Here is a 21,177-nt window from a genome sequence, read left to right on the forward strand (position 1 = left end):
GGTTTTGTTTTTCTAATCTTGCATGGATTTTTAAACACTAATGGTTTTAGTTTTTTTTCAAGCTTTAAATGGTATGGGTATTTTTCTATTTTTATAATATGTGTTTTATGGCTATATATTAACTCTCTGCTTTGTAGAAGCTTAAAAGTGTATGAACTTGATTTTAAAACCAGTATAGACTCAAAAAAAATTAGGCTGTACAACTATGTGACATACTTTTTGATTACGATATTCATTTTTGTTCGAGTTTTTATTTAATAATTCGAGATACTTCAGAAAATGGGTGGCATAGTTTCATTTAGTTTCATTTCAGCATAGTTTTATTTCTTTCAGAAAGGCTTTCGAGAACAATGGTAATTAAGTTTAAAAGTAAAAAATAAAGAATGTTAAGCAGGAAATTAAAGCCTTAGATTGAAACTTGATTAGCAATAGACATTGTCACCTAAGAGTAGTGCTTTTTAGAATCCAGCCTATTTTTCACATTGCTGTTAATCACAGAGCTAAAAACTGCAGGCTATGTTGTTACTCTCAATGTTAGCCCGCAATTTTTAAACCATATATATACCCAAGACACATCAAAATACACAATCCTGCATTTCGGGATCGTTTGGTTATTATTAACAGTAAACCATACCGCCATCTATCAGTGGTGCTTGACCTGTCATGTAATCAGAGTCTGGACCGGCTAAATATGACACAAAGTTGGCGACATCCACAGGTGTTTGCGCACGACCAAGTGCAATGCCTTTGACGTATTTATTATACGTTTCACCTATTGGAGCCCCAGTAATTTCAGAAAAACGTTTATCAATCTCGACCCACATATCGGTTCCAACCACACCAGGGCAATAAGCATTTACTGTAATACCTGCGCTAGCATATTCCTGTGCTGCAGCCTGAGTTAACGCACGCACTGCAAATTTAGTCGCCGAATATGCGCCCAGTAAAGCAAACCCATTATGGCCAGCAATGGAAGAGGCACTTATAATTTTGCCTTTTTGCTTGCGTTCGATGAATTTCTTTGCAGCGGCTTGAATGCCCCAAAGAGTTCCGTCTACGTTGATCTTTTGGATTTTATCCATTTCTTCTTGAGTAATATCTGCTATGGCTTGAACTTGCGCAATACCTGCGTTATTCACCATAATATCGAATCCACCTAAGGTTTTCTCTGCATGGTCTATAGCGGCATAAACTTGTTTCCGGTCGCTTATATCAGCTTTAAAAGTCGTTGATTTTCGACCTAAGGCTTTGACCTCAAGAGATACCGCGAGCATTTTTTCTTCGTTTAGATCAACGATGGCAACATCTGCTCCATCTTTTGCTAAACGAAGTGCAATGGCACGTCCTATGCCCTGACCTGCACCAGTGACGAGCGCGACTTTTCCTTGTAATGACATATCTGACTCCTTTTTGATAATAGGATAAGGAAGACCTTTTTATAGCCTTCCAGATAACGATTGAATGATCAGTTTACAAGGACGTAGAACAATAAAATTAGATATAGATCAATTTGAGACAGCTTAATGGTTAAGAATTAAACATGTTTAATCTCTAAGAATGACCTTTCAATATTAGTGATAAATTTTTAGATATTATGTTAATTATTAGTTGTTTTATTCTATGTAAATATCTAGAGAAAATAGACGTAGACAGCCATAATCGGTTGTTTAGCTATTTAGTGATGTTCAGTTTGGAATTGTTTCATGCAGGGAAGGTCTGCTAACTTATTTCTGCCTAAAGTTGATTATGGATATGGCCTACGGCCACGACCTTATTGGCCGTAGGCCATACACCAAAGACTAACCAACTTGGGGCATAAATAGAAACGGGTTAGCTCAGGGCTACCGCATGAGTGTTTAATTTTTAACCTAACCACTGAATCCAGCCTTTAATACTGCTTCAAGCATCGATGGATTCATCATGCATCGCTTTTGCTTTCCAACAATGCTTATCTTCGTCGGCTCTGCTCGTAACATATTCAAGCTCATATGACGCAGACATGATAGATTTTCCGCCCCGTGTGCGTTGTATATTTGACATGCATCCTCACTCATACTGACATCAAGCACCCAGTGCATCGATTCTATGCCCCAATGTTCTCGGACAGCTATCGCTGCTTGCTCAGCACTTAACTCCTTAGAACTAATGTAATAACGATACTCAAGTTCGATTGGTTTTCCTTTCTCAAGGCGACAACTTTCAACCATAACGATATTTTTTAGCCCTTTCCACTTTGAAAAGTCACCGAGTAAGTTTTTACTATCAATAACATAGCACTGTCGACACTCAGTACGTCCGTGACCGTGTTCAATTACGGATTTGTCCGTATTGTTAGCTCGCTGGAAAGCGAAGGCTTTTACTATTGCTTCGCGCAGCTTTCCCTGATTACTTTTAACGGCAAGCAGATAATCACCACCTTGGTCCACAATGGTTTTTGCTATCTTTGTTTGACAAGCCATCGCATCGATAGTCACTAACGCCCCTTTGATATCGAGCATTTTTATCAACTCAGGAATAGCTGTTATCTCATTACTTTTTTGTTCTGTTTTAAGCTGACCAAGTACTAATTTGTTTGATGAAGCATAAGCACTAATCATGTGTATGGTACTGGCTCTATCTTCACGATTGTATGACCCTCGAAGCGTTTTTCCATCGATAGCAATGACTTGGCCTTCAGTAAGGGTGTGTATCGAAGACATCCAATTGATAAAACATTGGTGAAACTGCTCAGGTTCAATGGTTGATATAATACGAGCAATCGTGTCATCAGCGGGAATGCCGTTCATGAAGAGGTTGTTGTTTTGAAACCAATCATGATGCCCAAGAATGTATTCGCGAATGTCAAACCAGCCTTTAGCGCCTGCGATAACGGCACATAGCGAACCAAACAGCACCTCAAAGAGGCAATAGGTCACTTTAGCCCCCTGGCGCTGGTCTGTTATTGTTTGGAAATGCTCTTTGAAGTGGTCAATATGCATGGTGTGCTCCCGAAAAAAGGGAGTATAAGATCATAGCGAGATGTTAACGTCAAATAGTGAGTTAAATTGTTTAAAAAACGTTCACGATCTCGCCCTGCGGGTTAGCTTGCCCAGACAATGATTTAATCAACAAGGCCAATCAAAGCCGTTAATGACACTTGATTAAGCCGGTTAATTCACTCAAGCAGTTGAATTTAATTATGTAAAGATATTTAATTTACCAGAATTGAATCCTATGCCTAGTTTCTATCATATTTTAATTAAATAAAATTACCTTATTGGACTATGGTTAATTGGTGGTAATACGAATGAAAAACATTTCATTTATTCATATCTAGTAGAAATGCTACTAGAAATAGTTAAGGATGATTCAATATGAACCCTTTTAACGTTCTACCAAAATTTATAGGCGTACTGCTATTTTCATTCACAGCGCTATGTGCTGCCGAAGAAGAGCCAGAAATGTATGTTTATTCAACCTATTTTAAATGCATACCTGAGCAAGAATCCGCTGTAGACGAGCTAGTTCAAAGAGCCTATGCCCCCATATATAATGATGGTGTTAACAATGGCACCATAGCGAGTTGGGGTTGGCTGAAGCATCATACCGGAGGCGAATGGCGTCGAATTTTATACCATTCAGCACCGAGTATAGATTCATTATTTGCTGCACAAGAGACGATGAACAAAAAATTTGAAGCTGTTTTGGGAAAAAATACTGATGCCCTTGGACGTGGTTGTCAATCTCATGAAGATTATATTTGGCAGTATGTGACCGGGAGTCGACCTACTTTGGGGGGCGAAACGCGTGGAAAAGTAAGCTTATCTGTTTACATGGAATGTAGTTTTTCGGGAGAAGAAAAAGCAGATGCTATTGTCAAAGAACATTTTGCTCCAGTATTCAATGCTCAAGTCGGTAAAGGAAAACTCACATCCTGGGGTTGGTTATCTCATGTCGTTGGCGGCAAATACCGTCGATTGCAAACGGCCACCGCAGATAACTATTCTGATTTATTAAAAGCAAAAAAAAATATCCTTGATACCCTTTATGATAAAGACAATAAACACAGTGCCGAATTTAGTGACATTTGCACTAGTCATCAAGATTATCTGTGGGATATAAAAACAGAATTATAATGAGATATCATTATTTATGAAGCCGAGAGTTATGAGGAAAATACCTATGAAACAGATAGTTATTAAGCCACCCATAATTATATAATCATTAACATCATGGCTTTCGTCATTCATTGCGATAGCCTTTTATGGCTATTCAAACGTACAAATTAAACGCTTTTTTGCTTCATTAATCTTGGGTGGCAATCTTGTGTTTTGTTAGTCATCATCTGGACCCATTGCTTCTTTTATTTCATCACTGCCGAACCCTTTACGGGATAAATAGGCATACGCTTTGGACTTTTCTTTATAGTTTGATAAGTCATAGCGCTTTTTCGCCAGCTCATTTTTACAGCTTTGATAAAAATCGACATCCTCTGTTAACGTTAATTGGTACACCGTATCTTCAAAGTCGCTCACATCAATCAGTCGCTGTTTTAGTTCTTGCAAGATGAGGGTTTTGCCTTTGCCTTTGTTAAATAGTTTGATTATTTCAGTGGTTAAGTCAACTTTGTCTGCTTTTATGGCTAATTTACTGCGCAGTGTTTCACGTTCTGGATGTTGTGCTAATGCGTGATCTATTTCGGCCCGAGAAAACCCTTTTGTGGTCATTTGGGTGTAGACTTTTTCTCTGCTGGTGCCATAAAAGTTAACAAATCGCCTTAGTAGCCTAGATGTGGCCATCGCAAAGGCATCGACTTTTTGCTCGTACATCACTTGCTCTATCGCGGTATCAATCACGGTAACGGGTACGCCGCGCAGTTGTAACTTACGTCTTATCGCGCTGGTACCGAGTTCATTTCTAAAGGCTAACTCGCAATAGCGTACCGCAAAGTCATTGTCATTTTTTAAATAACCGTTTTCTATGAGTTTGGCCAGTACGGTTTCAATCCATTGTTGATTTTCTGTTTTACGCTCAAGCTTAGTGCGAATTTCATTAATGGTAAAATCTTGTTGGCCAAGGTGCCAATAGGCGCTATTAAAAACGTTATCGATGGTTTTGGCTTGACGTAGAGGAGGGCGCTGCATAAAAATTGATCTTAAATTAAAAAATAACCAACAACAGTGTAGCAGCTCCCGGTGTTATTGAGTACGCGCTAGACGTATCCTTGTGCTTGAATACTATTTGAAAAAAGCCATATATGGCCTGATTAATGCCATTGAATTGATGGCCTATAGTGGATTTTTAAATATCAAAATGGTTTAAGTATTACTCGGGGGGAAAGCCCAAAGGCTAATAAGCTTTGGAGCATAAATTTGTTAGCGCCAAAGTTAAAAATTCAATAGTTCGCATTATTATAAGTATGGCTTCTTTGTTAAACACTAGGGGGCTCTTATAGTCGATTTGTTATTCGGTGGCCAAATTTACTATGCCACTTTACGTGAGCTTGATGCTCAACAACCCCTCAATATTTATAGTGAATGTATTTGTTTTCATTTATATGCCATTGAGTCAGTACTTCTTGAGCACAGCTACTGCTACTTAAATTATCACCCAAGATTAGTCAGTTTTTTTTAAAATGTATTATTAATGATGAATGCTTGGATTGTATTTTGTTAATTAGCTCGCATTTTTTCTAATGCGTTAACGCCTAGATCACACTCCTGCAACACCCATGTTGAACTTAGCTGTTTTTTATCACCTAATGCCATTAGATTTTTCTTATGTACTATTGAGCTTATCTAAGGTTTTATTATGATAAATACTATTAAAGCTAAATTAATCATATTAGTAGGTACTTTACTAATCCTTGTATCTAGCTTTTTTATCGTCAACATGTTCATGGTTGAACAGGCTGTTCTTAAAAAAGAAAAGCTTAATATCAATGATAAAGTCGAAAGTTTAGTAAAGGATAACCTTATCGGTCAGGTGGATACTCTTAGCCGTTCAGTTAATGATTTCTATCAACAGTCCAAAGTCGAAAATATTAGGCTGGGCCTGAGCGATGAGATTGTCATGTTGCGTAATACAATTAATAACCTGTATGAAAATAATCTCACCGATGACCCCGATATGATGATCTATACCTTCATCAATGAATACCAATGGGGAAAGGGCCGTTATCTGTTTGCCTATGATGCAGATACTTTAACGAATGAAGCCGCTGGCAATGGCAGCGTTTCAATGGGAAATAGTCGTGATGCTATCGATGAAAAAGGCAACTATTACGCCCGTAATATTGTTGCAGCCGCCAAGGAAAACAAGATAGGTTTCACCAACTACTTCTTTTCAAACCCATCAACAGGACAGATCGAAGAAAAAATATCAGCTTCTTTCTATTTTGAACCGCTTAATTTAGTGATTGCTACGGGTGAGTACATCAGCACGCTAAAGCAGGGGAATGTCACTGCTGCTCTACAAACTATAATGGCAGCAAAATATGGTAAAAATGGTAAATTTTGGGTGCAGGATCTAAACGGTAATATTCTGGCTCACTCGCAAACAGATCTTATTGGTACTCAGACAAACAACACCGCTAAAGTTAACCAAGTCTTAGAGGGAAAATCTGATGCCTTTGTTCTGCTCTCTGAGTTTTCTTCTTTAACGAATGTGAATAAAACAAAAATTTCATACGTCAGAAAGATCCTACCTCAATGGGGCTGGATTATAGGAACGGGAACCTACGAGTCTGATGTGACCTCGATTCAACAGGGCCTTACGGATGGTACTCGTGAGATATTCGACAACAAAATTTTCCAGAGTATTGCAGTGGCAAGCATCATTATCATCGTTGCACTCATTTTCTGTGTCTGGCTTATAAGCAAACTAATCACCGACATGGTGGTGTTAAAAACACGTATAGACACCTTATCCACTGGCGAAGCCGATCTCACCTCCCGATTGGAAATCATTAATCATGATGAGCTTGGAGATATAAGCCATTCAGTTAATAATTTTATTGGTTACCTTCAAACCATGATGCTTGATATATCCCGTTCATCCAAAGACATTACTGAAGGCATCACACAACTTAACCGTCAATCAGAAAGTAACAGCATTGCTCTGAACAACCACAGTTCAGAAACGAGTCTCGCAGCTACCGCAATCACTCAGATGAACAGCTCAGCAGAGGCGGTGGCTAACAGTGCAGCGCAAACTGCATCGAGCACCCAGCAAGCCAACGAAGAAGCTAAAGCCTCTAAAATCAACGTTGTTGATGCATCAAATAGCGTAATAGCCCTTGTAGAAGATATGAATGCGGCGACCGACAAGATTAATACTATGAGCGAGAATACCGACCAAATCGTATCGATTTTAAGCGTAATTAAGGGGATAGCTGATCAAACCAATCTGTTGGCACTCAATGCTGCAATAGAAGCCGCACGTGCAGGAGAACAAGGGCGAGGCTTTGCCGTTGTCGCTGATGAAGTGCGCTCACTCGCCTCTCGTACCCAATCGAGTACAGCTCAAATTGACCAGATCTTAATAAGGTTACAAGATGACGCTTCGTCGGCAGTAAAGGTGATGATTGAGACTAAGCAGAGCTGTCAGAAGGTGGCAGATAACACCTTTAGAGTGACCTCTAACCTTGATTCAATGACAAGTTCTATCTTAAACATTAACGATTTAGGCGGTCAAATAGCCACTGCATCTGAGGAGCAAAGTGCAGTAACCAGTGAAATTAGTCGAAATATACACACCATCGAAACTATGGCGCTTGAGTTGTTGCAAAATGGTAAGCAAACCGCAGTGAGTACTCAACACCTTTCGACTGCAAATGATCATCTCAATTTGTTAGTCAATAAGTTCAAATTAGCCTAAGAGCTGGTTTGGTGGGTATCGATAGCCCAATGTCTGTCAGTATTTCGATATTTTTTGTCTTGCTTAACATGGCGTTAGATCCGTGAATAATCGCTTCCGTATTTAGTTGCTTAAAACGCTTCAATACTTTCAACTCCACAGCGCTAAAGGGGTTATTCCACTCGCTTGGTTTGACTTGGGCTGGATCTCCCGCAGTTGCTTTAATAACTCGATCTATCCCAACGTTAGCCCCCCTATTAGTTATCTGAAAATCACCTTGTTTTCTGGTAACATTCCCCATAGAGTGTCGGCCCAGAATCATAGCGATTCAGCACCATCAGTATTAAAAAATAACAATATAGGTAGCAGGTTTGGTAGATAAAATTGTATCAATAGTCGATTTCTTTCTCGAACACAAATTATTATTAACTGTGTTGATAGTAATGCTTATTTCAGTGATTAAGCGCTTTATCATTTCAAGTATTCGTGGCGATGTGGCTTTTCTTTCTGATGTGCAACGTAAATGGATGTCACGTACTAAAAATGGCACATTCATTTTAATCCTGGTTATTTTGTTCATGCTTTGGCAATCCGAAGTCAGCAAGTTTGCCCTGTCAGTTACCGCTATTGCCATTGCTTTAGTGATAGCTTCAAAAGAGATTATTCTTTGCTTTACTGGCTCGATACAACGAGCCAGTTCTCGTTCGTTTGTGATAGGTGATTGGATTGAAGTTGGCAAAATATATGGTGAAGTGATTGAACACAACTTAATGGCCACAGTGATCCAAGAGATCGATCTGGATCAGGGTCAATACCATTACACAGGAAAAACCGCGACGTTGCCAAACAGTATGTTTTTTACCTATGCGGTCAAAAACCTCAACTTTATGAAACGCTACGTTTACCATAACATTACGATTACCGTGGTCGAGTTTGTTAACCTTTATAAGCTTTTTCCTGAGCTAACCCGTCAAATAGAAGATCACTGCGAAGACTTTATTGAAGTGGCCAAGCGCTACAACGGCGTTATAGAAAAACATGCAGGTGTCGATTTACCGGGCAGCGAACCGCATATTCATATCACTAGTGGCATAAATGGTGAACAGAATGTTCATATAATGATTTTTTGCCCCACTGAACGCGCTATACAATTAGAGCAGCTGATAAGAGAAGATTTTATGGTTGCTTACCACCAACAATTTGGCTAGTACTATTTCAAAAGGGTTGCCAGTAGACCGCAGCGTGTCCAAATTGACTTAAGACCGAAAAATGGCCTGATTTTTTACGCCGTTCACTTCTCATTAATCAAATAGGACGTGCTAGGTTTACTGTTTATGAGTTTGTGTTCTTGGCCGACTACATTAGCCTCAGACATCACAAACAGGCCAACGATTATTCAGCCTCAAGGTCTCTGGGTGACATGGAACAAGGTATATCCTTGATTGTCGATATAACGAGTGAGCTGTAACCAATGATGACTGGCCAAAATGGAACGGGAACCTGACGTGAACAAAGACAGAACTGAAGACATGATGTAATACCATCTCACAAAAGCCCCCCATTTCTGCCGCCTAGATTAAGCGGATTAAATCCTCAACATTTGAGCGGGACACCTATTCGAATTCATTCGCTAATTGATATTTTGTAAACTCAGTAAAGCGGGTATTTCTGCTAAAAATACATTCACGGACTCTCTTTCACTCCGGCTGTCATAAATTGCGTAAATATCGGCTTGAATAGCCTCTTTTAACGGAATAAAACACACATTGTGCCATTGATGTTGACGATAACTTTGAGGCACAATCGACACCATAGTGCTCGTCGCCACAACAGCCATTAAGGTCGTAGGCTCAATAACTTCCTGAGTCACCTTAGGGTAAAAGCCGCTGTCTAAAAGTCGCTCAATAATCATATCGGTGGATGCAGAGTTAGTACGCTTCATAAACACAAACTCTTGATTAATAAGCTCATCCATACTGAGACTTTGTTTCATTTTCAATGGATGCTCATCCGACACCAAAACACACATGGGTTCTGCGTATAAAAGCCTTTCACTCAGTGGATAAATGTTACGGGTATCAGCGAATCGGGCTAATCCTATATCGATACGATGCTCGCTTAACGCTTGTTTCTGCATCTCTGGCGATAACTCAATAAAATTAAAGGTATATTGCGGATAACGCTTTTTGAACTCTCTTAGAACTGTGCCGAAACCGGTCCAAAAGACCGAGCTCATTAACCCTATGTTGATTGTGTTATCTAACTCCCGCCCCGCCTTAGCCACCTTGTTTACCGAATCACTAAACATATCGAATAATAGTGCACACTCCTGTTTTAATATCAAACCCACTTCAGTGAGCTGAACATGGCGGGTCGTTCGCTCAAATAAGGTCACATCAAGCACCGACTCTAAGGCTTTAATTTGAGCACTTAAGGGCGATGTTGAAATATTAAGCTGTTCTGCAGCTTGTCCAAAATGCATACATTGAGACACGGCATAAAAATAACGTAGCATTTTCAATGTTATACGACCATTTAGTACATTTTCATTAATATCCATTATCCGGTCCTCAATATTTGGCAATCATATTGTACTTAAAATCAGGATAATAGTGTTGAATTTAGTGATTAATTGAGAATAAAGCTTGGGGTAAATTAACCTTAAGATAATTAATCAGTAAGGAATAAACCATGAAGATCGATCCTGTAGACAATGCGCTAGCCACCATTTCAGATCGTAAACCACATTTTAGTCCCAAGGCTGCATTCATCTTAGGTTCCGGCTTGGGAAGCCTTGCCGACGAACTGGAAGACAAAGTTTGTATTGCCTATGAAGATCTTGATGGCTTCCCTGTCAGCACTGTCGAAGGTCACTCTGGCGAGTTAGTGCTGGGGCGAATGAATGGTATTGACGTTGTTTGCATGAAAGGCCGCGGCCATTACTACGAACACCAAAGCATGAAAGTCATGACCAATCCGGTGCGTACTTTTAAACGTTTAGGCTGCGAACTGCTCATTGTGACCAATGCTGCAGGGTCTTTACGGCCCGAAACTATTGACGTCGGATCCCTGGTTATCTTCAACGATCACATCAATACCATGCCAGGCACACCCATGACAGGTCGTAATGATGACACCTATGGCCCACGCTTTTTTAGCTTAGCGAATGCTTATGATAAATCCTTACGTATGCAAGCATTGGCGGTGGCAAAAAAAGAGGGTATTAATGCCACCGAAGGAGTTTTTGTCTCTTACAGTGGACCGAATTTCGAAACGGCTGCCGAAATCCGCATGATGCAGATAATCGGCGGAGACGTAGTCGGAATGTCTGTGGTACCTGAGGTCATATCAGCTGCTCACTGTAATCTCCCGGTACTGGCTATCTGTGCTATCACTAATATGGCAGAAGGCCTAGGAGATGTAGCCCTATCCCATGAACAAACACTGAAGTGTGCAAAGTTAGCGCAGAATGACTTTATCAATCTCATCAAAGCATTTATGGCAGAACATTTTTGATGTTATACCAAGAGGTATAAAAAACATCTACTTAGAGCATTTTGACAAACTAATTCAACACGAATGAATAAAAGAATGGCGCTCCCTTCTGAAGTCATTCAACGCAGAAGTAGGCAGCCAAACATACTCCTCAAAGATGAGTGTTAGCAATGTTAACCCGCTTAAGCGAGGAGTAACGCTGTTTTCACTCGTTTCGAACAACATGGATAATGAAATGCCCCATCCTCTTTTAATCGGCCTAACTATCGGCCTAACAATGGGCCACAGCGTGACTGTGACTGCCATATTAAATAATGCCATAAAGACGTTAAGTCCTGTACGACAGTTAATGTGATTACCGATCTTAATTGCAATGCCAACAAATCTTACTCACTTATGATTAGCGCAGTTGTTAACCTCGACCACAATAGCCGCTGATTGATGGGTGGGTGATAATTAGTTGTGCTGCCAGTGCTTTTCTATAAACTTTTGAACTAAACCACATAATCCCTCTCTACTGAAAAAAGTTACTGAAAAAAGTTACTGAAAAATGATACCGATACTAATACTTAAGTTGTACGAAAATAGATCACAACAACATAGGATATAGAATATATTATCTTAAGATCAGAGTAATGGGGGTCAGTATGTGGTTGTTGCTGAACTCATGCTGCGGAATAACTATTTATTTATAAACAAGGGTATAGGGCCCTATGCCTTAACATGAAGGGGCCAATGCCTTAACATGAAATAGACTAATATCTATCAGATAGGAATGCACTCTGATAGACATTAATGGGGTGATATCATTTTATAATACCTAGCCAGATGAGCCTTTTCAGCTCATTTCTGGACATCAAGGTGTTAATGCTTAGTTTAAAAGCGATCGAGTCTTTATTATCTCTTCTTGTGGACAACACAAAAATTGCCACGTCTTGTGCGACATTTTGAGCATCTTTCACAATCAACAGGTGCTCTGTTGCCTTCTTTCCAGCGCTTAATTAAATGAGGTTCAGCAAGCAAAGGTCTTGAGATCGCAAAACATTGAATATTGGTTGTATTTGCAATCTCTTCTATCGCACTAATATCACTTAATCCACCAACGGTAATAATGGGTACATTAACTTCTGCGCTAATAACTTGCCCATATTCATGAAAATAGCCTTGTTGTTGAATGTTATATCCATCAAAAGATTCGCCAATCATGGTGCTTGCTTTGCCATGTATATTCCCTGAGATGATAATGGCATCAACCCCTATGGCGGCTAACTTTTTACAAATAATACGTGTTTCATCAAAGGTTAACCCACCATCAAAAAACTCCGATGCGGTCAATTTAACTAATATTGGATACTCATTACCCACAAGCTTTCTAATCTCAGCATAGATCTCTACTAATAATCTGATCCGATTGTCTAGGCTGCCACCATATTCATCTTGTCTTTGATTGTAATATGGGCTCAAGAACTGATTGATTAAATAGCTATGTGCAGCGTGTATTTCTACACCATCAAACCCTGATTGTTGGGCTCTTCTGCTTGCTTGAGCAAATGCCTTAATGATGTAATCTATTTCATCTTTAGTCATCGCTTTGCCTAATGTTTGTGTGCCTCTTTCACACACTTCACTCGGCGCATAGATCACCCTTTCACCTACATTGTGAGTGGTTTTTGTGCCACCGTAAGCAAGCTGCATCACTATTTTAGCATCATTGCGGTGGACTAACTCGGTGAGCTTTTTGTATTCATCGATAAAGGAATCATTGTACATTCCCATCATGCCGGCATTTGGCTTCTCTTCTTCTACAATATTGGCATAACCCGTTACAATTAGGCCGACTTCGCCTTTGGCAAGTTCTTCGTAGATAGCGTATAGCTTATCCGTCATATGGCCATCTTCTGTTGCCATATTTTCCCACGTAGCGCTTCTAATAAAGCGGTTTTTCAATCTCATTTTGCCAATACGAGTTTCTGTAAACAAAGTACTCAAGTCCAATCCTCTTAAAAATCGTTTTTAGTATTATTCATCAGCTTTATAAAGAACAAGATAAGAACAGCCATGCTTATTACATGGCTGTTCTTATCTTGAGTGTGTTTGGTATGTGCGATGAGCGATGGTAAATACTACCGATAATGTATATGAAAATCTTTAATCTGGATTAAGTTATTGTCATATACATCATGTAAAAAACGCTTCCAAAAGTCTGATTTATGTCATCCGAAAGAGTTCAGGAAGACTTATATCGCCAAAGCGTCTTAGGCTCAAGGTGACCACAAGGAATTTCAGGTCGTGTTGGTATCGGAGAAACGTGATTGTCGTGCGAAGCAGCATCTAGAGTGGTTAGGGCTGGAGCTTAGAGACCCCAGCAACCCGATTAGCTTTTCTCTACAACAACGGCAGTTCCATAAACTAAAAGTTCTGACATGCCAACTGCAATAGCGCTTGTCGTAAATCTTACGTTGACAACAGCATTAGCACCTTTGCTTTTTGCTTGTGTCATCATTCGTCTCAATGCTTCCTCTCTGGCCTCGATCAGCATTTCAGTATAACCAGCCACTTCACCACCAATGATGGTTTTGAGTCTCGCCATAATATCTCTACCGATATGTTTTGACTGAACCATGCTTCCGGTGACAAGGTTGATTGATTCAACAATTTTATAGCCAGAAATTTCGGGGGTGTTTGAGATGATCATCATATTTCCTTATACCTGATAAATAAAGCTAACACCGGGTTCTTCAATTAGGTGCCGTTGTTGGCTCGTTAATGCCTAGCGCAAAAAGGGTGAGATCTGTATCCAATCTGTAGCAAGCACTTGTCAGGTTTGGGATGCGTTTCTTTGTTTTACTAACCAGTATGATATGCCCAATGCAATTGTTACCAAAGCAAGACCTATGATGTGTTCTGAAGAAACAAGTTTAAGATCTAACACGATAACTTTCCGCGCTACAGCCATAAGAGCGGTGGCAATCACTAATTCTACTGGGATAATATTTGACCCAAGGTATAAACGAATATTAATAAAGATTTCAACGGCTATGAGCACAAGCATAAAAGCGCCAAAAGTCTCAAGAATATCTTCAGCATCGAGGAGAAAATACGGGGGTACTATCACTTTGCTATAGATAACATAGACAACGTCTGCAACGCTCCAAAAAATGACTAATACCATCAACACGGCAAGTATTCTTATCGCAAATCGGATCGTGCGATGCAGTACTTTTAATAATTGATCAGAATGATCTTGTGGTAACTCTTCATGTTTCATAAATTTTCCCAAGATAGATATTATCAGTAAACGATAAGAGAGCTAAAAAACCTAACGTTTAGCACCGCGACAAATGATAGCGTCAGTTGCTGCTTTTGGTTAGGTGATTATTTTGTGAATTCCGTACCCAGTCATTTCCCTGTAGATAAGCCGATTGAACAAGAGCAACCTGCGACATTATTGACTACTATTACTCAGCACATTATTGGTAGAACGGGTAAAATTTGTATATGCACTGGTGTTTGGTACTGAAGGATTTTTAGCAACCCACAACACTTGTCCATGACGATTAATGCATATTAACTGTTGAGCTGGCATATTGTTCGGGAACACTATGTAATCAAAAATGTCGACAATATTATTTTCAGCTTCCGATACCAATAAAACTGCGTAAGGCAATTCAAACACTTCAATAACAACCGTTTTTGTGTTGTTAACGATTTCAATTACTTATAGCATCTAAGGCTTATTGCACGGCTTGCCTGATAATATCCGACATGTAAGTTATTGATTTATATCATCCTATCTTAGCTTCAATTACCTGCAATCAGTTCACCTTGATGTCGTAGTCGTTTAGGCATACATTTTTTGTGTACGTCCAACTAAGCTTTTGAACTACATAAGACAGCCATTAAACGTTAATAGATTGTAAATATCAAGAGTGATATCCGTAAGGTATTAATATCTAAAGTCATATCACATGTATAAAAAAGGCTTAGGTCAAATTACTTGTCCTAAGCCTTTGGTTATCGGTTATTGATGTTGGCGGTAGCGATAAAAGCTTACATGGCGATGGTGACTTTATTGAGCCACGCTAGCGCGTCGCCTTGCATCAGTGGTGCTAAGGTATTACGTACTTTTTGCTGATATTGATTAAACCAATTCACTTCAAATTCAGTTAATAACGACTTATCGACTAAACGTGCATCCATTGGAATATGGGTTAATACGTCAAACTCGTACATTTCACGCTCTGCACCGGCTAGGGCTTGGCAATGCTGCACGGTGACGAGGTTTTCGATGCGAATACCAAAACCATCGGCGCGGTAATAACCTGGTTCATTCGACAATACCATTCCCGGCAGTAAAGCCACGGCGTTGACGTTTTTACCAATGCGCTGTGGGCCTTCATGAACACTTAAAAAGTGACCGACACCATGGCCTGTACCATGGTCATAATCAAAACCGTGTTGCCATAAATGCTGGCGTGCAAAGGCATCAAGCTGCTGACCCGACGTGCCTTTAGGGAAGCGGGCCGTATCTAAGGCAATATGGCCTTTTAATACTAATGTGACCATTTTTCTCTGCTCATCTGTCACCTTGCCAATGGCGATGGTGCGGGTGACATCGGTAGTACCGTCAAGGTACTGGGCGCCAGAATCGACCAAGTAAATGCTGTCCATGGTCATGGTGCTTGGGGTGCCATTATTGTGGTTGTAATGGCACATGGCGGCATTGGCGCCAGTGGCTGAAATAGTGTCAAAGCTTGGCTCACGGTACAGCGGGTCTTGCAATCTAAAGCTTTCTAACTTGTCAGCCAGTTGTGCTTCATCATGCATAATGTGTTGTGCAACTTGATTGTCTAACCAAGCTAAAAAGCAGCTTACGGCTGCGCCATCACGAATATGACTCGCCCGCATACCGGCTAATTCGGCAGCATTTTTTTGTGCTTTAGGTAATGCAACAGGATCAAGTCCTGCAATCAGCTTAGCACCGACTTTTTGTGCCAGTAACTGCGAGTATGCGTTGGCAGAATGTGGGTCGGCTAATAGCTTCACCCCATTCATTTGGGCTAATACCCTTGCCAGTTCCGCTTCATCTTTAAAACTAACACCTGCACCTACGTGATCTTCAATGTTTTGCGGTACTTTGGCTAAATCGGTAAAAAAGGTCATGTCGCCATTGGCTGATAATAACCCGCAGCCAAGGATCACTGGGAAGCGGGGCACGTCGTTACCACGGATATTGAGTAACCAACAACATGAATCTAATGCCGCGATAAGGGCGACATCTGCGCCTTGTTTTTTCACCAGCTGGCCAATTTGTTGGCGCTTCTCGATGCTATTGCGTCCAGCGCCTTGATGACTAAATAAAGTCATGATGGATGCTGATAACGCCGGGCGATCTAACCAACTCACATCAATCGGATTGTCATCAACTTCAACTAAATTAATGTGGGCTTTATCAAATTGCGCTTTGGTTTGTTGATACCAAGCCAGCGTATGTAAGCGACTGTCGATGCCGACGCTAGCGCCAGCAGGTAAGGTGTCGATTAACCAGTCAATTTTGGGATCGTCATGCAGGCTTAAATACTCAAATAGGTTGCCATCCACTTGTTGGCGTACTTGCACAGTGTAACGTCCGTCGGTAAATATTGCCGCGCGGTCTTTTAGCACTATGGCCATGCCTGCAGAACCGGTAAAGCCAGTGGCCCACTGTAAGCGCTCATTACGTGCAGGCACGTATTCTCCTAAATACTCGTCGGCGCGGGGAATAATAAAGGCATCGATTTGATTAACTTCAAGCTGCTGACGAATGGCGCTAAGGCGCTTAGCAATGATATTGGTCATGGTTTCTCCGTTGGAGGCGGCTGATGAACTCAGCTCTGTAGAATGAATAACGATTATCGCAAGTGTGGCAGTAAACTGGCAAGTGAAGTCGCCGACATTATGTTTAGCTAGCAGACTAAAATTGTAACCTTATATTGTATAAGATGGTAACAAAACGATGCAGACGGTATCGTTGGCTATGTTGATTATCTGGCATATTTAAATAAGGTAAGACGATACGTTATAAGCAATCTACTGTTAATCTGGTAACAAAAACGATAACAAAAACGATAACAATAACCAAAGGAAATCCTATGACAATGGGTGTCGGCGGCGCAAGCCCACAACAAGCATTAGCCACATTAGCCAATATGACCGATGGCATGGCGGCGATAAGTGATGATGAGTTTACCCAACGTATTCAATATGCTCAGCGATTAATGACACAGCATGGCTTGGATGCTATTTATGTTAATGCGGGCACTAATTTGTACTATTTTACCGGTACATCGTGGTTTGCGAGTGAGCGTATGGTGGGAGCGATTATTCCAGCCGTTGGTGAGGTGCAGTATATTGCCCCCGCTTTTGAACTCGATACCTTACAGGGGTACATGATCATTAAAGGTCGAGTAAATACTTGGCATGAAGATGAAAGCCCATTCCAGCTATTTGCCGATGTGTTAGTTAACATGGGCATTAACCAAGCAAAAATCGGTATTGATGAGTCAACCGCCTTTTTTATTAGCGATGGCATGGCTCAAGCTGCGCCTCAGCAACGGTTTGTGAGTGCAACAAGTGTGACGGCGGGTTGTCGGATGATTAAGTCGGTTGATGAAATTGCCTTAATGCAGCGGGCTAAGGACATGACCCTTGAAGTGCATAAAGCGACGGCCAGTATATTACGTGAGGGCATCACCACCGCTGAAGTTGAAGACTTTATTAATCAAGCTCATTATGCTGTGGGTGCCGTAAAAGGCTCGTATTTTTGCATCGTATTATTCGGTGAAGATACCGCTTATCCCCATGGGGTTAAATCGCCTAAGGCGCTAGCATTAAATGACACTGTATTAATTGATACGGGTTGCCAGTTACAGGGTTATAACTCTGATATTACTCGCACTTATGTGTTTGGTGAAGCCAATGATCGCCAACGTCAATTATGGCAACTTGAGCAAGATGCGCAAATTGCGGCATTTGATGCGGCGCAAATTGGCACATCTTGTAGCGATGTGGACGCAGCCGCTCGTACAGTGCTAGAAGCGGCTGGCTTTGGTCCAGATTATAAGCTGCCGGGTTTACCTCATCGTACCGGCCATGGCATAGGTTTAGACATTCATGAATGGCCATACTTGGTTCGCAATGATATTACGCCGTTAGCCGTTGGCATGTGTTTTAGCAACGAGCCAATGATATGTGTGCCAGGCGAGTTTGGTATCCGTCATGAAGATCATTTCTACATGACAGCCCAAGGGCCAAAATGGTTTACAGCGCCCGCAAAATCGATTGACGATCCGTTTTACCTAGCATGATAGTCAAATGGTGATGGGGTAAAGACTCATTTGCCAATAACCAAGAGCCAATAGCAAAAAGCCTCCACAAGGAGGCTTTTTCATTTTCAGATTAAACTGATATTCATTGCTGATTAGTTAATCTCAAATAACTCGACATCGAAAATGAGCACTGCGCCACCTTCAATTTTTCCAGTGGAGCGATTACCGTAAGCCAATTGGCTTGGAATATAAAAACGGAATTTGTCGCCAATACTCATTAATTGTACGCCTTCAGTCCAACCTTTAATCACTTGATTTAAACCAAAGCTGATGGTTTCGCCGCGATCGACAGAGCTGTCAAATACAGTGCCATCGATTAGCGTACCGTGATAATGCACGGTCACTTTACTTTTTGCGCTTGGATGATCAGTGTTTTCGCTTTTAACGAGCACTTCATATTGTAAGCCAGATAAGGTTTGCGTGACGCCTTCGCGTTGGGCATTTTCAGCTAAAAAAATCTTACCTTTCTCAATATTCTCTTTGGCGGCTTTTTGATTGTTCGATTGAGTGAAAAAATAAAAAATAACGCCCGCAATGACCACAATGGCCAAAATCATACGCATAGTTGCTCTCGAATGGTTAGTAATTGGGCGACTAGTTTAGCGTAAAAAGTGATGGGCTAATACTTATCACCTCGTTTAAAGAGATAATTGAACCAATAAGTTAATTAACGATACCCATCAAATAGCGGCTGCCATTGCTGGTAACACAATAAACTAACCCCGACTGAGTTGAGTACTATGCAACACCACAATAGCCGTTTAAAAGATGATTTTTGGGTTTTATGGCGTAAGTGATACTGGCCAAGTAGTGCTGCCGGCCAGCCTCCAATCAAAGCAAAAAATTGTAAGGTGCTTTCTTTTATGCGCCACTGGCCCTGCTTAGCGGCCGATTTGTCACGGTAATACAAACCAAATGTGATCACATTAATTAATCCATAAATACCTGCCAACCAGGGTTGGACGGCGCCAAAAATGGCGCCGATTAACAGCAACATCAACCAAGCAAATTTATTCATTCTAATATCAGTCCAGGGGGATTAATTCAGTCTAGGTAGCTTATTTCAAATTCAACCAAAGGGGCATTATCTTGCTCCGATTCAAATATGGCTTCAATAGTGTAATTATCCCCATCGATATTGACCGAATCATAGTTGTCTTCTGCATCGGGATAATGCGCCATAAATTCACTTTTAGTTTGCGGTAAATTTAGCGCTACTGCTGCTTGGGCAAATGTGCCTTGGGTATATTTTTCTGTCGTTAGGGCTGATGTGAGTTTGACTCGAGTGATCACTTCATTGGCTTGTTTGACCAAGATAAAACTCGATAACATAAACCACTGTTTATCTTGGGTTAGGTTAAAGCTGTTTTGCTGATTGTTATTGATATAACGCGCTGCAGAGCGGTCTGCTAAGGTGGCATTTTTACCGCTTACCACATTGGAAAAACCTTGAGTATCGATAGGGCTGAACTGAAGTTGAGCAATCGGTTGAGTGAAATGATTACTATGGAGAGTAAATTGAGTCAATTCAGTGTTAACGGGTTTTGTTGCATTGGGTTTGTAGTCAGCAAAATCCATTATTAAGGTGTTGTTTTGATGCTTAATGGCGTATTGATGCGAATTGATTTTTACCGCTTTGTGATCGCTCTGGGTTAACACATCGGCTAATTCATCTCTTATATTAATCTTGCCGAACAAGGTCCAAGGATTATCGTCGAAATTATCATTGAAACTGATCCAATTTTTACCATATGCGCTCAGTAGCGCGGTCGTTGAACTGGCAAATTCCACTTTATCATTAATCAAAATAAACCACAGATTACGGCCATATAACCAAGCTGACTGATTTTTTTCAAGCGACAGCTGTACACTTGCCGGACCAAGAGTGCTAAACAGTACTTGGCTTGATGCGCTCATGGGAATACCGTAAATATGTGTGAATGACACATCGGCTTGGGGCTTTTTAACCGCTTTTGCCAGAGAGGCTAACGATTCTTCTGCTGTTTCGCTAACTTGCCAGTTGAAGGTCGTCACCGTCAGCTTTTTACCTAAGTGATTATAGGGCGTTGGTGTGGCAGATAATGATCGATCATCAGTACAAAACGTGACTAAGTCGGCTTGGTATTCAATTACCCTTTTGTAGTCACTGGTGTGACTGCTTTTAGTGATAGTGGTTTTATTCAACGCCATCAACATGATGGCGTCAGCATGTTGTTGTTTTGCTGCTCGCTGCAATTTGAACATACTGGTGTCGAACATACTCAGTTCTATTTGTTGATCGGTTTGGCTTTGAAAATCCTCAGTCAGATAAACGTCTCTTACTGCAAGCTGATTGATAATGGTTGGGCTGCAATTAGGCTTAAAATCTAAAATAGGCGGTAATGTCTCTGCGGCAATGGCACTCATACTGATGAGATTAATCAATATGGCACAGTATTTTAGTTGCATGTATTCTTCCTTGAGTGGTTATGATCCTAAG

The 21,177-nt window shown here is 40.7% G+C and carries 17 protein-coding genes; 6 read left to right on the top strand and 11 right to left on the bottom strand.

From position 1 onward, the window contains the following. Positions 1-617 precede the first annotated feature (617 nt). Together EGC80_RS09585 and EGC80_RS09590 are read right to left on the bottom strand one after the other, a co-directional pair. Complete coding sequence (locus tag EGC80_RS09585; RefSeq protein ID WP_124012321.1) at positions 618-1,397, bottom strand: acetoin reductase; 780 nt, start codon at positions 1,395-1,397, stop codon at positions 618-620. Positions 1,398-1,868: 471 nt separating this feature from the next. Continuing rightward, on the bottom strand, positions 1,869-2,978 hold the full coding sequence (locus tag EGC80_RS09590; RefSeq protein WP_124012320.1) for an ISAs1 family transposase: 1,110 nt from the start codon (positions 2,976-2,978) through the stop codon (positions 1,869-1,871). A gap of 375 nt (positions 2,979-3,353) precedes the next feature. Here EGC80_RS09590 and EGC80_RS09595 point away from each other — a divergent pair, with 375 nt between their 5' ends. Further along, a complete protein-coding gene (locus tag EGC80_RS09595; protein ID WP_124012319.1) occupies positions 3,354-4,115 on the top strand; it encodes a hypothetical protein in 762 nt (253 codons plus the stop codon). A 198-nt stretch (positions 4,116-4,313) separates the two neighbouring features. Here the strand turns inward: EGC80_RS09595 and EGC80_RS09600 are convergent, their stop codons facing one another. Further along, positions 4,314-5,123 carry a RecX family transcriptional regulator gene (locus tag EGC80_RS09600; protein WP_124012318.1) on the bottom strand — a complete coding sequence of 270 codons (810 nt, stop codon included), beginning with the start codon at positions 5,121-5,123 and terminating at the stop codon, positions 4,314-4,316. 667 nt (positions 5,124-5,790) lie between these two features. Here EGC80_RS09600 and EGC80_RS09605 point away from each other — a divergent pair. Then, positions 5,791-7,857, top strand: a complete 2,067-nt coding sequence (locus tag EGC80_RS09605; RefSeq protein WP_124012317.1) for a methyl-accepting chemotaxis protein — start codon at positions 5,791-5,793, stop codon at positions 7,855-7,857. 350 nt (positions 7,858-8,207) lie between these two features. Then, a complete protein-coding gene (locus tag EGC80_RS09610; RefSeq protein WP_101034423.1) occupies positions 8,208-9,044 on the top strand; it encodes a mechanosensitive ion channel family protein in 837 nt (278 codons plus the stop codon). Between the two features lie 422 nt (positions 9,045-9,466). Here EGC80_RS09610 and EGC80_RS09615 read toward each other — a convergent pair whose 3' ends face one another. Then, entirely contained in the window at positions 9,467-10,396 is a 930-nt protein-coding gene (locus EGC80_RS09615; RefSeq protein WP_101034424.1) for a LysR family transcriptional regulator, read from the bottom strand. A 131-nt stretch (positions 10,397-10,527) separates the two neighbouring features. Between EGC80_RS09615 and xapA the strand changes: the two genes are divergently transcribed. Next, entirely contained in the window at positions 10,528-11,352 is an 825-nt protein-coding gene (gene xapA / locus EGC80_RS09620; RefSeq protein ID WP_101034425.1) for a xanthosine phosphorylase, read from the top strand. Between the two features lie 876 nt (positions 11,353-12,228). Here the strand turns inward: xapA and EGC80_RS09625 are convergent. The 3 genes from EGC80_RS09625 to EGC80_RS09635 form a co-directional block, all read right to left on the bottom strand. Then, entirely contained in the window at positions 12,229-13,320 is a 1,092-nt protein-coding gene (locus EGC80_RS09625; RefSeq protein WP_124012316.1) for an NADH:flavin oxidoreductase, read from the bottom strand. Between the two features lie 385 nt (positions 13,321-13,705). Further along, positions 13,706-14,026, bottom strand: a complete 321-nt coding sequence (locus EGC80_RS09630; RefSeq protein ID WP_124012671.1) for a YbjQ family protein — start codon at positions 14,024-14,026, stop codon at positions 13,706-13,708. 123 nt (positions 14,027-14,149) lie between these two features. Beyond that, on the bottom strand, positions 14,150-14,599 hold the full coding sequence (locus EGC80_RS09635; RefSeq protein WP_101034429.1) for a phosphate-starvation-inducible PsiE family protein: 450 nt from the start codon (positions 14,597-14,599) through the stop codon (positions 14,150-14,152). A 114-nt stretch (positions 14,600-14,713) separates the two neighbouring features. On the opposite strand from EGC80_RS09635, the gene EGC80_RS22415 reads away from it, so the two are divergent. After that, a complete protein-coding gene (locus EGC80_RS22415; RefSeq protein WP_164839445.1) occupies positions 14,714-14,851 on the top strand; it encodes a hypothetical protein in 138 nt (45 codons plus the stop codon). 530 nt (positions 14,852-15,381) lie between these two features. Here the strand turns inward: EGC80_RS22415 and EGC80_RS09640 are convergent. Further along, positions 15,382-17,169, bottom strand: coding sequence for an aminopeptidase P family protein (locus tag EGC80_RS09640; RefSeq protein WP_124012315.1), 1,788 nt, complete (start codon positions 17,167-17,169; stop codon positions 15,382-15,384). 293 nt (positions 17,170-17,462) lie between these two features. On the opposite strand from EGC80_RS09640, the gene EGC80_RS09645 reads away from it, so the two are divergent. After that, a complete protein-coding gene (locus tag EGC80_RS09645) occupies positions 17,463-18,677 on the top strand; it encodes a M24 family metallopeptidase (protein WP_124012314.1) in 1,215 nt (404 codons plus the stop codon). Positions 18,678-18,790: 113 nt separating this feature from the next. On the opposite strand, the gene EGC80_RS09650 is transcribed toward EGC80_RS09645, so the two are convergent. From EGC80_RS09650 to EGC80_RS09660, 3 genes are all read right to left on the bottom strand, one after another. Then, on the bottom strand, positions 18,791-19,261 hold the full coding sequence (locus EGC80_RS09650) for an FKBP-type peptidyl-prolyl cis-trans isomerase (protein ID WP_101034433.1): 471 nt from the start codon (positions 19,259-19,261) through the stop codon (positions 18,791-18,793). Between the two features lie 104 nt (positions 19,262-19,365). Continuing rightward, entirely contained in the window at positions 19,366-19,716 is a 351-nt protein-coding gene (locus tag EGC80_RS09655; RefSeq protein ID WP_101034434.1) for a DUF1294 domain-containing protein, read from the bottom strand. Between the two features lie 26 nt (positions 19,717-19,742). After that, positions 19,743-21,146, bottom strand: a complete 1,404-nt coding sequence (locus tag EGC80_RS09660; RefSeq protein ID WP_124012313.1) for a hypothetical protein — start codon at positions 21,144-21,146, stop codon at positions 19,743-19,745. Positions 21,147-21,177: the final 31 nt, after the last annotated feature.

The sequence above is a fragment of the Shewanella psychromarinicola genome (genome assembly GCF_003855155.1).
In the GTDB taxonomy this organism is placed as follows: domain Bacteria; phylum Pseudomonadota; class Gammaproteobacteria; order Enterobacterales; family Shewanellaceae; genus Shewanella; species Shewanella psychromarinicola.